General features: G+C 46.9%; 18 protein-coding genes and 1 pseudogene. 9 read left to right on the forward strand and 10 right to left on the reverse strand.

All coding sequences use genetic code 11. The annotated features are described in order from the left end of the window. Positions 1–153: 153 nt before the first annotated feature. Positions 154–876 carry an NAD-dependent deacylase gene (locus ACFYU8_RS10115; RefSeq protein ID WP_390298604.1) on the reverse strand — a complete coding sequence of 241 codons (723 nt, stop codon included), beginning with the start codon at positions 874–876 and terminating at the stop codon, positions 154–156. A gap of 102 nt (positions 877–978) precedes the next feature. Further along, complete coding sequence (locus ACFYU8_RS10120) at positions 979–1,734, reverse strand: cupin domain-containing protein (RefSeq protein ID WP_390297723.1); 756 nt, start codon at positions 1,732–1,734, stop codon at positions 979–981. Between the two features lie 177 nt (positions 1,735–1,911). On the opposite strand from ACFYU8_RS10120, the gene ACFYU8_RS10125 reads away from it, so the two are divergent. The 6 genes from ACFYU8_RS10125 (at position 1,912) to ACFYU8_RS10150 (ending at position 6,245) form a co-directional block, all read left to right on the forward strand. Continuing rightward, entirely contained in the window at positions 1,912–2,697 is a 786-nt protein-coding gene (locus tag ACFYU8_RS10125; RefSeq protein ID WP_390297726.1) for a metallophosphoesterase family protein, read from the forward strand. A gap of 171 nt (positions 2,698–2,868) precedes the next feature. After that, a complete protein-coding gene (locus tag ACFYU8_RS10130; RefSeq protein WP_047072664.1) occupies positions 2,869–3,297 on the forward strand; it encodes a disulfide oxidoreductase in 429 nt (142 codons plus the stop codon). Between the two features lie 3 nt (positions 3,298–3,300). Further along, complete coding sequence (locus tag ACFYU8_RS10135; protein ID WP_390297730.1) at positions 3,301–3,771, forward strand: thioredoxin family protein; 471 nt, start codon at positions 3,301–3,303, stop codon at positions 3,769–3,771. Positions 3,772–3,947: 176 nt separating this feature from the next. Continuing rightward, complete coding sequence (gene ctaG / locus ACFYU8_RS10140; protein ID WP_390297733.1) at positions 3,948–4,817, forward strand: cytochrome c oxidase assembly factor CtaG; 870 nt, start codon at positions 3,948–3,950, stop codon at positions 4,815–4,817. Positions 4,818–4,850: 33 nt separating this feature from the next. After that, entirely contained in the window at positions 4,851–5,465 is a 615-nt protein-coding gene (locus ACFYU8_RS10145; protein ID WP_390297736.1) for an SCO family protein, read from the forward strand. 6 nt (positions 5,466–5,471) lie between these two features. Beyond that, positions 5,472–6,245, forward strand: a complete 774-nt coding sequence (locus ACFYU8_RS10150) for a FixH family protein (protein WP_390297739.1) — start codon at positions 5,472–5,474, stop codon at positions 6,243–6,245. A gap of 59 nt (positions 6,246–6,304) precedes the next feature. Here ACFYU8_RS10150 and ACFYU8_RS10155 read toward each other — a convergent pair whose 3' ends face one another. Both ACFYU8_RS10155 and ACFYU8_RS10160 read right to left on the reverse strand, forming a co-directional pair. Beyond that, positions 6,305–6,646: a transporter gene (locus tag ACFYU8_RS10155; RefSeq protein WP_390297742.1), complete on the reverse strand. Its 342-nt coding sequence runs from the start codon at positions 6,644–6,646 to the stop codon at positions 6,305–6,307. Between the two features lie 146 nt (positions 6,647–6,792). After that, the gene (locus ACFYU8_RS10160; RefSeq protein ID WP_390297745.1) at positions 6,793–7,959 is read right to left on the reverse strand and encodes a UDP-N-acetylmuramoyl-tripeptide--D-alanyl-D-alanine ligase; all 1,167 of its coding nucleotides are present in this window, start codon (positions 7,957–7,959) and stop codon (positions 6,793–6,795) included. A gap of 152 nt (positions 7,960–8,111) precedes the next feature. On the opposite strand from ACFYU8_RS10160, the gene ACFYU8_RS10165 reads away from it, so the two are divergent. Continuing rightward, positions 8,112–9,179, forward strand: a complete 1,068-nt coding sequence (locus ACFYU8_RS10165) for a CapA family protein (RefSeq protein ID WP_390297748.1) — start codon at positions 8,112–8,114, stop codon at positions 9,177–9,179. A 150-nt stretch (positions 9,180–9,329) separates the two neighbouring features. Further along, positions 9,330–10,298, forward strand: coding sequence for a GNAT family N-acetyltransferase (locus ACFYU8_RS10170; RefSeq protein ID WP_390297751.1), 969 nt, complete (start codon positions 9,330–9,332; stop codon positions 10,296–10,298). A gap of 66 nt (positions 10,299–10,364) precedes the next feature. Here ACFYU8_RS10170 and ACFYU8_RS10175 read toward each other — a convergent pair whose 3' ends face one another. The 5 genes and pseudogenes from ACFYU8_RS10175 to ACFYU8_RS10195 all read right to left on the reverse strand — a co-directional run. Next, entirely contained in the window at positions 10,365–10,868 is a 504-nt protein-coding gene (locus ACFYU8_RS10175; protein ID WP_390297753.1) for a CarD family transcriptional regulator, read from the reverse strand. Positions 10,869–10,970: 102 nt separating this feature from the next. After that, entirely contained in the window at positions 10,971–11,438 is a 468-nt protein-coding gene (locus ACFYU8_RS10180; RefSeq protein WP_390297755.1) for a DMT family transporter, read from the reverse strand. Between the two features lie 21 nt (positions 11,439–11,459). Then, entirely contained in the window at positions 11,460–12,158 is a 699-nt protein-coding gene (locus tag ACFYU8_RS10185; RefSeq protein ID WP_390297757.1) for a Crp/Fnr family transcriptional regulator, read from the reverse strand. Positions 12,159–12,181: 23 nt separating this feature from the next. Further along, positions 12,182–12,607, reverse strand: a complete 426-nt coding sequence (locus ACFYU8_RS10190; protein ID WP_390297760.1) for a DMT family transporter — start codon at positions 12,605–12,607, stop codon at positions 12,182–12,184. Between the two features lie 137 nt (positions 12,608–12,744). Continuing rightward, positions 12,745–13,206: pseudogene (locus ACFYU8_RS10195) on the reverse strand (DUF1648 domain-containing protein); the annotation flags it as partial. Between ACFYU8_RS10195 and ACFYU8_RS10200 the strand changes: the two are divergent. Continuing rightward, positions 13,134–13,463, forward strand: a complete 330-nt coding sequence (locus ACFYU8_RS10200) for a hypothetical protein (RefSeq protein WP_390297762.1) — start codon at positions 13,134–13,136, stop codon at positions 13,461–13,463. The pseudogene ACFYU8_RS10195 and the gene ACFYU8_RS10200 sit on opposite strands and share 73 nt — an antisense overlap. 230 nt (positions 13,464–13,693) lie before the next feature. Here the strand turns inward: ACFYU8_RS10200 and ACFYU8_RS10205 are convergent, their stop codons facing one another. After that, positions 13,694–13,816, reverse strand: coding sequence for a hypothetical protein (locus ACFYU8_RS10205; protein ID WP_390297765.1), 123 nt, complete (start codon positions 13,814–13,816; stop codon positions 13,694–13,696). Between the last annotated feature and the right edge of the window lie 45 nt (positions 13,817–13,861).

The raw sequence follows: 13,861 nt of genomic DNA on the forward strand, positions 1-13,861 counted from the left end.
ATTGAATATAAATACTAATTGTACATGGTCGAAAATATAATAGGAAGCGTCACCGTCAATAAGGATGATCAATTGAACGCAAACACCATCAAGCAAGCATGTCAACGAGTCCGAACTGAAGAGGCATACTCTTTTCATCGAGCACGCCTGCTTTTATTCTCCTAACGACTGTCCTACTCTTTGCAGCACGTCGCCGATCTGTTCATTTTGGATGACCAAATCTGCCCACGCATCCAATGGAGTTGGTTCTTGATTGACAATGACCAGTTTGGCTCCTCTTTCTTTTGCATGCGGCGGGAACCAATTGGCTGGACTCACGGTAAGCGAAGAGCCTAAGACGATAAACAAATCGGCTTCTTCTGTCCACGAGATGGCTTGATCGACTTGCGATTGCGGCAATGATTCTCCAAACAGGACTACACCTGGACGCAAAAATCCTCCGCATGCGCAGATCGTTCCTTGTTCCTCCAGATAATGTGTGTTGGCATACTCGGTCCCGCAGGCGAGACAGCGGATTTTTGCAAGGGAGCCGTGCAGTTCGGCTACAGCCAAGCTTCCCGCCTCTTGATGAAAGCCATCTACATTTTGTGTAATGATCCCATGAATCAAGCCACGCCGCTCCCATTCCGCCAAGCATTCGTGTCCGGCATGTGGCTTGCAAGAGATCAGTCCTTGAATGCGCATTTGATAAAATTCCACAAACGCTTCCCGATTCTCCATCATCGCATGTGTACTCGCGAGCTGCATCGGATCTTTGCCGCGCCATAGCCCAGACTGTGAACGAAAATCAGGCAAGCCACTCTCTGTCGACATGCCTGCTCCGGTAAATACAACTGTATAGGAAGATGTCCGCAACCAGTGTGCCAGATGATCCATCATGGTCTCCCCTTCTTCTTTGAAAATGTTCTACTCCTGATTGTAATAGAAGAATGCTGGATTTGGGAGACCTGCTCATCAGGACGCCATCTGTCTTTCCATTCAATAAGATGGATAAACGGGCTGTGGCGGATATCCGGTATGGTAGGGTGGCGTGCCATAGTGCGGATAACCAGTCGGCTGTTGATAGACTGTGTGCTGTCCATATCCACCCTGCTGCACATAGTTGGCATCGTAATAACCGTAACTGTCTGGCAGTTGGCTCGAGTAGCCATAGTACGGGTACTGACTTGAGGCAGCTCTATCTGGTAACTGCCCTTGCTGCTGACATCCTACTGGCGGTCCAATCACGACTGTTTTGGTAAGAGGCGCAAATGTTTCTTTTACCTTTGCTTCGTCTAAACAATACGTATGTGCCCACACACTCGCTGGAGTCAAGCGCAAAATATCGGAGCCAAAGATCACCTCAGGAGTAGGCGCATCAAAAATAGCCAGTAAGTGCGTATCGTCAGTCAAGGCCATTTCATAGTGCCACCAGCCCTGCGGGATATTGGCAACTTGTCTCGGTTTCATATTGTAATTGAGCAATTGATTGGTAAAAGGATTGATTAAGGACACAATGGCCTCACCAGCGATGCAGTACACCAGCTCCGATGCATTTTGATGGATGTGTGGCTCGACAACGTTTCCGGTTGTCAGGAAAATATCCAGCAACGAACTGTTGCCTAATGTATTTAATTGTGCGATCCCCAGGGAATCGATGAAGTTCCGATCGTCCTTTTTGAAAAACAGATTATTTCTCATATCGTACGTAAACTGAGTATTTGGCGATGTATAGTCGCGATAGGAAGTAGCCATCGTCGTTTGATCCTCCCACCGTATGGGTATTTGACTCATTCTGTATCTCTATTCCCGTTCACAAAATATGTGCACCCATCTAAACAACCGAGAAAGAGACACACCCTTTCACCCTCCACTTTGCACAAACATATCCTACTAAAAGGCACAACGGGTAATCGAGGAGGATGATCTTGTTTGGCTACTTATTTGGTCTCAGACATACATGGTCAAAATCAGGCTTTTCAAAAGGCGCTGGGGGACGTTTCCTTCTCCCCTCAGGCTGGTGATCGGCTGTATGTATTGGGGGATATGATCGATCGGGGGCCTGAATCAAAGGAAGTTTTGCTCGATCTACTCGCTCTTCGGCAGGCGTATCCGAACCAAATCTATCTCATAAAAGGCAACCACGAGCAAATGCTCGAGGATTGGCTGTCTGGCAACGGCAATCCGGAGTTATACCTGCGCTACAATGGCGGCGATGCCACCATACGCTCTTTCTTAGGAAATCACCCGCTTCGGCGAGCTTTTCTTAACCGGATGCCTTCTTTGCAAGAACAAGAAGAAGCGCGGCAATTCATCCTTTCACGCTATCCAACAATTTTGCCAGCCTTGTCATCTCTTCCTTTGTATATAGAGCTGCCAGCCGATCCGAGAACAGGAGCTCCAGCCGTACTTTTGGTCCACGCAGGAATTCGACCCGGCATCCCCTTGCAGGAACAAAATCCGCACGATTTACTATGGATTCGCGAGCCGTTTTACCTTTATTATGATGGAGATCTCCCTGTCATTTTTGGCCATACGCCTGTTCCAGGATTACCTCAATACTCAGGCAACGGTCCTTGGCGCAGAGACAATATAGTAGGCATTGATGGTGGTGCAGGATATTGGCGAGGGGTCATGCTCGTCGAATGGCCTTCTCTCCAATCCATTTTCGTACCGATTCGGGATAGGCACTCCTCCCCACAAGTACGAGTCTACTGATCATGCTTGGGAAAACTGGGAGCTTACGCACTGGTGCTCCTACCTGCTGCAAGCGCATCGGGTAGTGCATCCAGTATGGTGCATGAGACAAGCCCAATCGTTCAACAAATTATTACTTTTTATAATCAACTTTCGATTTGTAATATGTTAATATATGAACGAGGTGTTTATATGAAACGTCAGCAAATCGTGGAACAAGCCATGTTTGCCGCATGGGGAGTCTCCCTAATCGCCACAGGAGGCAGTTTGTTTTTTTCAGAGGTGTTAAAGTACATACCGTGTGACCTGTGCTGGTACCAGCGAATCTTGATGTACCCGCTCGTCATCTTACTCGGGGTTGCCTCCGCGAAGAAAGATGACAAGATCGCGTCGTACGCCTTGATTCTCTCCATCATAGGAGGACTCACATCGCTGTATCATTACTCGATTCAAAAAATACCTGCCCTGCAAGATCTGGGTAGTGCTTGCGGCATTGTGCCATGCAACACGGACTATATTAACTGGCTTGGGTTTATCACCATTCCGTTCCTTGCGCTCATTGCCTTCACCTTGATCAGCATCCTGCTTGTCATCGTTATGAAAAATGCAAAGGAGAAATGATTCATGAAAAAAGTCATCTTTCTATCCATCCTTGTGGCTGCTATCCTGATCGGTGCAATCGTGTACGCTGATATTTCGAACCGTCAGCTTGCGGAAGGAAACCCTTATGGTAAAGCCAATTTGCATCCTTCCACTCTCGAACAATTGAGTGACCCGCTGTACGATAATCTCATCATGCCTGATGAGCTCAAAACCAAGCTCGATAATCAGGAGGACATGTTTGTATACTACTTCAGTCCACTCTGCGAGCATTGCAAAGCAACGACACCTGTCTTGGTGCCGATTGTCAAAAGCTTGGATATCGACATGAAAAAGCACAACCTGCTCGAATTCAATGGCAGCTACAACGATTACCAGATCGAGTTTACCCCGACCCTTGTTCATTACAAGGGCGGCAAGGAAGTAGCTCGACTCGTCGGCGGACGCGAAGCAAGCGAATGGAAAACTTGGTTGGAAGAACAGAAAAAATCATAACGTGTGGTAGCCTCCCTCGATTCTTTGTGGGAGGCTCTTTTCATTTGGACATACGTGACAAATATGTGAAGAATTCCGTTTCCTTGGAAGAAATAGCCCGAACGAGTCATTAGGCTTTTCCAGTTATTTGCCTATAATGAGTACTGGGGATAATCCTTGAAAACGGAGGTAATCGCATGACCCTCACTTATTTCACTGAAACCTTTGGCTTTCGGGCGACGTGGAATCCAGAGCTGATTCTTCTGACCTTCTTGATCGGTCTGGCTTATTTCGCGCTGATCGGACCATTACGCCAAACTTTTCAAGATTCCACACCTGTTACACGTAAGCAAAAGACTTTTTTCACTCTCGGCTTAATCGGTTTTTACTTTAGTATGGGGAGTCCCTTGAACGTAGCCGGGCATTTTTTGTTTAGCGCCCACATGCTGCAGCAGTCGCTGCTCTATCTCGTAATGCCCTTGCTGCTCTTGGCTGGTACCCCATCATGGTTGATCCGTTCCCTGTTCTATCGCCGGGGGCTCAAGATTTTCATGCGTATAGCGAGTCACCCGATACCCGCTATTCTCATGTTCAATGCCCTGTTCTCGTTTTACCATATGCCTGTTATTTTAGACTTGGCGATGAACAACCTGGCCCTACATAATTTGATTCATTTACTGTTGCTGGTGACTGCGATTTTGATGTGGATGCCTGTTATCGCACCAATACCAGAAATTCATCGTCTGTCGGAACTGCAAAAGCTTGCCTACATCTTTGCTAACGGTGTTTTGATTACACCTGCGTGCGCACTGATTATTTTTTCAGCAACACCATTGTATACGACATATGTAGACGGTCCTTCCCTGCTCTGCGCTCCATTCTTTTCCACGCCGATCGACAAATCGATGTTCGCCGTTCCACTGCCCCCTCTGGAAGATCAACGGCTGGGCGGAATTGTGATGAAGCTCATGCAGGAGCTGACGTACGGTGTCGTCCTGGCTTACATCTTCTCTACCTGGTATCGAAAAGAAAAGAATCAGGAAGAGGACGGACTCATGACACCATAGTCCAAATAGAATCAGAAAGGAGGCGATACTCACGTGAATATCGCCCCTGCTACCGCTATTCGAATCAGACGGTTGCTCTTGCTATTACCCATTCTTGTCCTTGTTGCTCTTGTCGCTTCTTGGGTTTGGTTCGGACCCAAAAATGCCCAGGCGAAATTACCAGATGACGTGACTCTGCAAACCATCGATGGACAATCCTATTCGTTGGCACCGCAAAAGAAAACGTTTCGTTTGGTGGAGCTGATTTATACCCGTTGCCCGGATATTTGTCCCACGACAACGGTAAAAATGGTTCAGCTGCAAAAACGCTTGCTTGAAGCAAACTTGATGGGGCAAGACGTTGAATTTTTGACCATCACGATTGATCCGCAAAACGACACTCCTGATGTCATGCGCTACTATGCCAAGCAGTTGGGGATTCAAGAACAAGGCTGGACCCTGCTTAGGGGTGATGACGAAACGATCAAAACGGTTACAAATTCACTTGGCTTTTTTTCCAATAAGATGGAAGATGGATTCATCTCTCATACATCGAGTACGTATCTCGTGGATGATAACAATGCCGTCATTCAAAAATTCGGCATGGGAGACGATTTCGATCCCGAACAAATTTATCAGGAACTGTTGAAATTGAAGAAGGAAGGGTAATCCAACATGAAACGTACAATGATTCTGCTCTTATCCATGCTCATGCTCCTTTTAGCCGCTTGTGGAAAAGAGAACGAGCAACAAGCCTTGCTACCCGGATCTCCCGTCGAGGCTGCCTTTACATTGGAACCAAAAGAGCTTGTAGCGGGCGACACGGTTACCTTCTCGGTTAAAGTTACACAAGATGGGCAACCCGTGGACGATGCCAAGGAAGTGAAGTTCGAATGGTGGAAAGATGGGCAAGAAAAGCATGAAACGATCCCGGCTGCGCTGCAAGGAGACGGTGTCTATACGGCCCAACAAACCATTAGCGAGCCAGGTTCCTACTTTGTCTACTACCACGTAACGGCACGTGATTTCCACAATATGCAGAAGACACCGTTTACCGTAAACAACAAGGGTGGCGAGACTCCCGGGGCGACGCCATCCACACCTCAAGCTGGCGCAGGTCAGTCACACGATCATGGGGCGGCAGGTCACGCAAATGCTCAAACAGTGGATTATCATTTCTCCCCAGCCGATAATATTCAAGTAGCAACACCAGCTGCTCTCACGGTTCATCTCATGAAAGACAACAAAGCGTTGGACAAAGCGACAGTCAAATTCGAGTTCTGGCTGGGAAATGCCGAGAAGCACAGCTTCGTCGATGCAACGGAAACTGCTGCAGGGCAGTATGGAGGCAATGTACAGTTCCCGACCACTGGGGATTATACAGTGAAGGTCCATGTGGAAAAAGGAGACATTCATGATCACAAGGATTTTTCACTCTCAATAAAATAAGTAGTTCAAAATAAAAAGGCCATCCTCCCAGGGAATGGCCTTTTTGCTTGTATATGGAGTTAGCAGGTGAAATAGGAAATCCGATCCAAGTCTGTCCCGTAATACTCCCAGCGATTTCCTCTCCAGCGGTATCCGGTTACAGAGTTGCGACTGACATAGACGGGATAAAACCAGAAAGAACGGCCATTTCGCAGCCAAACATACGTGTACCGATATAAACAGGGGCGGAATCCGCCAGCATCAATACGGCGTGTTCCCCCATAGCCTCTTGCTCCCGGTGCACTTGGCGTCCTACTCGGTGGAGGACCCGGTGGTGGTGGAGGAAAACCTCCCGGTGAACCGGGGGAACCTTGATAACCTGGGGAACCTTCTGAACCGCCAGGGGGAAATTGATATGACATGACGTGTCACCTCCTACTAGTCTCCCTATAGGAGATGCAGCAAACGCACAGATGGTATGTGCGTTTGCCCGTCGTCATTCACCTATTTTTTCCGCAATAGCCTGTATGCAATTCCTTGTCCGCCATCGAGGTTGCGTCCCACTTTTTCATCTTTTTCGCCTGTTTCGATTGGCTGTTACCCTGCACAAAAATTGTACAGTCTCTCCCATTTTCAACCGATTTGATCCTTTTACGAGGAATGCTGTATTTGGCTTCAACTGTTTTGCTAGACGCCGATGCAAGCCTGCCTTACTCAAGCAATGTCTGACCCGATTTGCCGGAAATCCGGAGAGAATCGCTGCTCTGGCAATATTCCTAGCACTTCTTCCCAGTGTATATAAGTAATCTATATTTTTCTGGCTCAAATATTTCCCGACATCTTCATGACCTTTCACGTCGTATTTGCCCATTTCCAACATACTGGCGAGCACTGCAATCTTTGTGGTATTCCCTACCTGGCTTAACACATCAATAGCCGCCTTGGCCGCATCCGGATTCGAGCTGTAGGTATCATCCAGCACCTGAATGTTATCCGCGAGTCTATAGCTAGTTAGTCGTTTGCGCTGTCCGCGAAACTGACTTAACCCGCGGCGAATATCATCGACGGGAATCCCCATCGTATGCGCGACAGCAATAGCAGCCAAAGCGTTGGACAAATTATGCTCTCCCGGAATAGGGACAAAAAATGACTCCTTCTCTCCGCGCAAAGAACAATCGAATCGCAACCCATTCCCCTCTAATTTCGTTCGTCCCGCCTTATAGTCCGCCTCCTGCTCCTTGCCAAATGTCACGATTTTTCCCGTGAACGAACCTAAGTAAGGCTGTTGAATAAACTCCCGAGAAAAGGGACAGTCCCAATTGAGAAAAATGGTTCCCGTGGATTTCATATGACGAATTAACTCCGTTTTGGCTAACGCCAGTTGCCTGGCATCACCGCCAAAATTTCCGATATGGGCCGTGCCAATATTCGTGATAACTCCCATAGACGGCTGTATGATTTTGCAATGCTGTCGCAAATGACCGCTTCGATATATACCATACTCAAGCACTACGGCCTTGTGCTCGTCCCGAATTCTTTTGGTATGCGCTCTTGTATTTCCCAGGAAGTTCTTGTTGTACATCGATTTATACGTGGGCATGCGTAGATTCAGGATGGAATAGATCATTTCCTTTGTTGTGGTCTTCCCTGCACTTCCCGTCACAGCGATAACCGGCTTGTCGAGAATTAGTGTCTTTACAGGTACAACAGCTCTTCTCTTCTTTTTCACGGGCATCACCCCCTTTGCCTCGTTCTTCTCTCGATCAGCTTTCCTATTGTATGAACGACATAGACAGCCTGTATAGACCATTATCTATGAAAACGTTCCGCTACTATCCAAATCAGACGGACGACTTCTGGAATAGAGTAGGAGGGGAGGTGAAGCGTATGAAAAAGAAGGCCACCATCGCTGCTGTAGGCGACATCCTTATGTGGAAAGAACAGGTGGCAACTGCTAGACTGCTTGGAGGCGATCAATTCTCTTTTATGGATATGTTTCTTCCCGTGGCACCGATTCTCTCAGCGGCAGATCTCACGATTGGCAATTTAGAAACCACCTTTTCCGGGAATACACAGCCCTATCAAATCGGTTCGGCACGAACTGGTTACCCACGCTTCAACTGTCCAGATGAACTGGCTCGGGACTTGAAAACATCTGGATTTGACGTATTGACTACAGTGAACAACCACTGTCTGGATGGCGGAGTAACCGGACTATGCCGAACCCTTGATGTTTTGGATCGATACAAGCTTGCTCATACCGGAACCTATCGAAGCCCCGAGGAGGCGAATACCTACCTGATCAAGGAGGTAAACGGCATTCGCATCGCCCTGCTTGCTTACACTTACGGGACAAACAAGCAGGTAATCCCCGCTCATACACCATGGATCGTCCGACTCCTTCAGCTTGACACGATTTTATCTGACTTAAGAAAAGTCCGTCCTCTCGTCGATGTTGTGATCATCTCTCTTCACTTTGGGATTGAATTCCGCTATACACCGACGACTCGCCAGCGGCAGTTCGTACAAAGCCTGCTCGACAACGGTGCTGATGTCATCCTCGGGGCTCATCCACATGTTCTGCAACCTGTTGTCACCCCGAGTATCACGACGGCTCAAGGAACAAAGAGACAAACGCTCGTCGCTTATTCTTTGGGCAATTTCACCTCTGAGAAAATGCTCTCGTTTGATCAATCCCAGTGCGGGGCAATCCTGCGATTTACTGTCGAAAAGGATGAGAGGAATCAGATTTCAATCGAGCAAATTTCGGTCATCCCAACGTATTCGCAGCGTTATGTAAGTCAAGGGCGTATATGCTTTCGTGTCATCCCCATGCGTTTGTATCTGAAAAGCCCTGATCTGTATTTGAGGCCCCTGCAGAGAAAAAAACTCCAGTTGCTGTGGAATCGCGCCATCCGCATCATAGGTAGGTCGCGGGGCGTATTGATTGAATAACACAGGAGCAAACAGGGAGCACGCATTTTGCTCCCTACCCTCCCTATTTTTCTACATAGACGACGATTGACGATTCACAGAACATTTTGGTAAAATCCATTTGTAACTAACGAAATTATTTTAGATAGTTACAAAGGAGAGATTACTTGCATGATCACCGTTCGCCGTATCCACCCGGAGGATTTACCAGCATTTATTGCATTCCCGGATCACCCTGCGTCAGTTCGAGATGATATTGCCGCTTACCTCGATAAAATGTTCACACAAGGAGCCATGCGTCAGGACTGGTGCTTCGTTCTGGAGGTACATGGTAAAATGGCTGGTCGTCTCGCCTTCTGGACATTGCCTGGCAGTGAGCAAGCGTCTGATTTGGGATTGTGGGAGCTACCATGGAAAGAATCAGAATGCCCTTCTCTCGGAGCTCATTTCTTACGCGAAGCCTTCACACTCATGGCGGGAAATCTTACGGAGAAAATCGGCTATGTTCTGGATTCACCATCCTCCTCTCCTCAATGGCAAACGAATCACCAAGAGCGAAGAAATGTTCTAGAAGCGCTCGGCTTTCGGATCAGCCGAGAAACAAACCGATTCGAACGGCATGCTCCGATTGAGGAAACTTCAATACCATCAGAAGAAACGCATGATCCGATCGTGTACCGCAGTCTTCCTGAGGTTGGTGAAGCTGCATTTGTGGATGCCATCCTGCGTGTCTCGCAATTCACCCATGATCAACAAATTGCAGAGGAGCGTTTGGAAAAAGGCCCACTAGCCCAAGCACAGGAAATGTTTCAAGATTTGCAACAAATGAAATACGAACCAGAATGGTGGCAGCTTGCCTATACAGCAAAAAATGAGCTGATCGGTTTTTTGATGCCTACGGTCAGCCCTACCTTTGCTACGATTGGTTACATCGGTGTTCTCCCCGAGCAAAGAGGACACGGCTATATTGATCGATTGCTGAAACAGGCCACAGACGTCCTTGTACAAGCAGGAGAAACATACATCCGCGCAGATACCGATGTAAAAAACACGCCAATGGCCAAAGCCTTTGTACGTGCTGGATACCACCATTTTGCCAGTCGCCAAGAATTTTCCCTGGATCATGGCTCGTTGCTCTAACGGACAAACAAAAAAGGGGGCGATTGTAGTAACAATCACTCCCCTTGCTTACTTGTATGACGATGTTTATGGCACAATCTCAGACATTTCTTCAGGGCAAACAGCATGTTTTAGCATTTCTGTTGCCTGTTCCGTATCTACACCTTTTACCAGTTCAATTTCACTAATAAGAAGCTGCTGCGCAGTATCCAGCATCATTTTGTCGCTCGTTCCCAATACTTTTTCTTTACTCATGCTAACCAAATCGCGAATGACCTCAGATTGCTCGTAAATATCGCCACTCTTCATTTTTTCTGTATGAAGCTTGTAGCGCTGTGCTGCATTCAAGGTGGTGTCGCGCTTCCCCTCTCGTATGGCGGCCAAAACATTCTCCAGAATGTCGGCTTCGACCACCTTTCGAATACCAAGAGCGGACATCTTTTCAACCGGGACCATGATGTTTAACTCTTTCAGCAGCATGTTGAGCACATAATAGAGGTGTTTTTCACCCAGAAATTCTTTATCCTCCATCGCCTCGATTACGCCTGCTCCGTGCATCGGATAAAAAACCTTGTCTCCAACTTGAAACATACGTCCACCTCCTTCAAAGCAATCTATAGCCATTATAGCACACTTATCGAATTTAAAATTTTTTATTTTATCATGACGCTTAAATTTTAGTCAACAAAAAATTTACATCTTACTGATTGAGCGTTTTTGTTGCCATTCGCCGCCTAGTTTAAATACGATCACACCCCCGACAATGACCAGAACACCAAACCATTGCGTAAAAGTTATCGGCACTTGAACCAGCCCTAACCAGCCGATTGAATCCGACCATAAAGCAAAGCCGAGCTGGGCAGTGAGAACGATGGAGATGGCGTACGTTGGGCCAAGCAGTCTCATCCCTTGCACCAGACAAAAAACCACCCCGACGCCGATCATGCCGCTGAACCAGTACCACGGTTGCATAGATGATAGCGAAAACAACTGATTTCCTTCGAAAATGAGCCCCATCGCCAAAGACGAAAGAAACCCCATCCCAAGCACAAGTGTCGTCGTAGACCATGTTCCTGCCTGTTCACTTACTTTTCTGTTGAAAATATTTTGCAGGCTAACCAACAAGCCAGCCAATAGCGCGAAGAATAACCCAACTACCATGATTTTGACACTCCTGTCCCATTATTTGTTCAGAGTCTCGCTCGCCATTTCAGCTAAACCTTCCCTATCCTTGATCAGGAGGAATCCATTGGAACGCTCAATCAGTCCCTCCTTACAGAACTGCTGGATGACCCGATTCAAATGTCTGTAACTCGTTCCTATCATATTCGCTGCATCCAAGAGATTACTCGTACTAATTTGTTCTTCAGTGGCAGGATTCCACTCTTCTATAGAAACGGACAACAAATAACGGGCGAATCGTACTTCTACGGGGTACAGTAGGTTGAAGCTTAATGAGTTGGACTTTACACAAAATTTATGCGTTATGATTTGCAATAAAAATTGCAGCAGGGGAGCGTAGTCTGTTCCGTATTTTTTCAACCAGCGATAATGAATCCCGATCATCTGAACAGACGAGGCCGCTTCCACTGAATTCAGATAAGGAATTCCCCTTACATACTCAATATCTCCAATCACTTCAAGCGGCTTTTTAAAGGAAAGAATCAGTGTTTTACCTTCGGAAGAAGTCGTAAAAATCTTCACTTTTCCCTTCACCAAAACATACAGATGACAAGCAGATTCCCCCTGGGTACAAATGAGCTCCCCTTGCTCAAATTGGTACAAGAACAAATGCGGCAGAAAAGGCTCATGAAAGACAGACGCTAACTGGTGATCATGGAGATATTGTTGCAAATGCTCGCGATTTTCGATTTCCTTCATTCCTCGGTTTCACCCTCTCGCCATCAGGCTCTCAGTATCAGCACACCCAGAATCATCATCCCGATCCCAATAAAATGCGGCAACCTCATCTTTTGTTTATCAACACCGAACCACCCATTACTGTCAATGAGAAAAGTCAGATTTAGCTGCGCAATCAAGAGGGCTGAAATCGTCATGGTTACCCCGATATGCTGGATGGCCGTCACATTGCTAAAAATGATAAACGCGGCGAATGCCCCACCTGTCAAATATAACGGCTTCACTCGCCTATATGCCTGCCATTTTCCATCTCGAAAAAACAACAGGAGTAAAAAAGCTGTGAGGAAGCCCGTTAACTGCGTAAGTGTCGCAGTTTGCCAAGTACCAATATCCTGACTGATCCTCGAATTCGCAACACCTTGCAAAGTAATGAAAACGCCGCCCAATATAGCAAAAACAATTCCTTTCATCCTCTCACCTCACACTGATCTGTTCCTAATTAAAAAGGATGGCAAGATGAATAGGGAAGGACATATGTCCTAATTATTTTCGTTGTAAAAAAACAAAGGAGAGGCCCTTCCTGTTAGAAGGACCTCTCTCACTCTTCTCATTGAATCTGTTTTTGTTTCACGATCCCGATCACAAGCAGAACGATCATCCCAATGATGGTGATAGGCAGAAACCACTTTCCAAAGCCGCCACCCCACCCTAGCGCAATGGAAACCGACTCCAACAAGATGACGGAAAAAATAATTAAGCAACTATTTTTTATTTGGTTCACGATTTTTCGACTGTGCAAATAAAACTGCTTGGCATTTGATTCATGGAAGCGTGCCGGATAATTATGTAGCTCTGGATGCTGTTCGAGTACCTGCATGAGGAAAATGATAAAGACTCCAATCCCAGGTAAAAGAAGCGGTTCCCATTTTGAGCCCCAGCGATCTACTTCCCCCAAAGCATTGTAATGGGCAGGCACCTCGTCAGGAAGCTTATTCCATGCAAAGACTAAAAAGAGTAGCGATCCCACGAAAAATAAAAAACCAACTACATCCCATAACCATTCGCTGCCTCCCCCCTTACTGCTGCTCCTCCTACAAGTATTTTATCATTTATGTCCATTTGGGAGTCAAGGAGCATCCGTTACACACTTCTGGGCGATCATGCCCGCTCAATGAGCTAGAAGAGTACGAACGAATCTTGCATGCTTTTCTCTCCGAAAGCTTGCCACCTGCCAATCACCCGGTAGAGCTCCACCTTCTGTGGCTATCCGATGCGGTAGGGCATGCAGCCAACGATTTACCAAACCGTTCGAACACCTTTACCTAAAAGCGGTGGAATTAGCCGGAAATTAACCTTGTGAGAACAGGGCGAAAGCTAGAGGATTTACGCCTCTTTTCCATTCATTCTTTGCATTCTCCACTCATGCATAAGCAAGCAGGAAGCTGTCCTCATATTCTATACAGTACCAACATTAAGGGGGAAGTGTCATGGATCCGATTGATCATCATAGGCAGAGAATGCATCATCACATGCGGCAAGCAGAACGTTTTCGCTCTTTAGCTTTTGAACATCGTCATGATCGCATGCGTCATCATACCTTTAGAGAAAGAGAACACTTCCATCGCATGCGGGCCCATCACCACAGAACGCAAATGCATTCGATGCGTCGCTATTGACATCGAAAACTCCCGTCACAGGGAGTTTTTTTTGTAGGACAAGCCAAA

Source organism: Brevibacillus sp. NPDC003359, from assembly GCF_042878995.1.
Lineage (GTDB): Bacteria > Bacillota > Bacilli > Brevibacillales > Brevibacillaceae > Brevibacillus.

Excerpts from the sequence above, each read along its gene's own strand:
- ACFYU8_RS10115 (WP_390298604.1), bottom strand. The coding sequence starts at position 876 with ATGGATCATCTGGCACACTGGTTGCGGACATCTTCCTATACAGTTGTA.
- ACFYU8_RS10120 (WP_390297723.1), bottom strand. The coding sequence starts at position 1,734 with ATGGCTACTTCCTATCGCGACTATACATCGCCAAATACTCAGTTTACG.
- ACFYU8_RS10130 (WP_047072664.1), top strand. The coding sequence starts at position 2,869 with ATGAAACGTCAGCAAATCGTGGAACAAGCCATGTTTGCCGCATGGGGA.
- ACFYU8_RS10135 (WP_390297730.1), top strand. The coding sequence starts at position 3,301 with ATGAAAAAAGTCATCTTTCTATCCATCCTTGTGGCTGCTATCCTGATC.
- ctaG (WP_390297733.1), top strand. The coding sequence starts at position 3,948 with ATGACCCTCACTTATTTCACTGAAACCTTTGGCTTTCGGGCGACGTGG.
- ACFYU8_RS10150 (WP_390297739.1), top strand. The coding sequence starts at position 5,472 with ATGAAACGTACAATGATTCTGCTCTTATCCATGCTCATGCTCCTTTTA.
- ACFYU8_RS10155 (WP_390297742.1), bottom strand. The coding sequence starts at position 6,646 with ATGTCATATCAATTTCCCCCTGGCGGTTCAGAAGGTTCCCCAGGTTAT.
- ACFYU8_RS10160 (WP_390297745.1), bottom strand. The coding sequence starts at position 7,959 with ATGCCCGTGAAAAAGAAGAGAAGAGCTGTTGTACCTGTAAAGACACTA.
- ACFYU8_RS10165 (WP_390297748.1), top strand. The coding sequence starts at position 8,112 with ATGAAAAAGAAGGCCACCATCGCTGCTGTAGGCGACATCCTTATGTGG.
- ACFYU8_RS10170 (WP_390297751.1), top strand. The coding sequence starts at position 9,330 with ATGATCACCGTTCGCCGTATCCACCCGGAGGATTTACCAGCATTTATT.
- ACFYU8_RS10175 (WP_390297753.1), bottom strand. The coding sequence starts at position 10,868 with ATGTTTCAAGTTGGAGACAAGGTTTTTTATCCGATGCACGGAGCAGGC.
- ACFYU8_RS10180 (WP_390297755.1), bottom strand. The coding sequence starts at position 11,438 with ATGGTAGTTGGGTTATTCTTCGCGCTATTGGCTGGCTTGTTGGTTAGC.
- ACFYU8_RS10185 (WP_390297757.1), bottom strand. The coding sequence starts at position 12,158 with ATGAAGGAAATCGAAAATCGCGAGCATTTGCAACAATATCTCCATGAT.
- ACFYU8_RS10190 (WP_390297760.1), bottom strand. The coding sequence starts at position 12,607 with ATGAAAGGAATTGTTTTTGCTATATTGGGCGGCGTTTTCATTACTTTG.
- ACFYU8_RS10200 (WP_390297762.1), top strand. The coding sequence starts at position 13,134 with ATGCAAAGACTAAAAAGAGTAGCGATCCCACGAAAAATAAAAAACCAA.
- ACFYU8_RS10205 (WP_390297765.1), bottom strand. The coding sequence starts at position 13,816 with ATGTCAATAGCGACGCATCGAATGCATTTGCGTTCTGTGGTGATGGGC.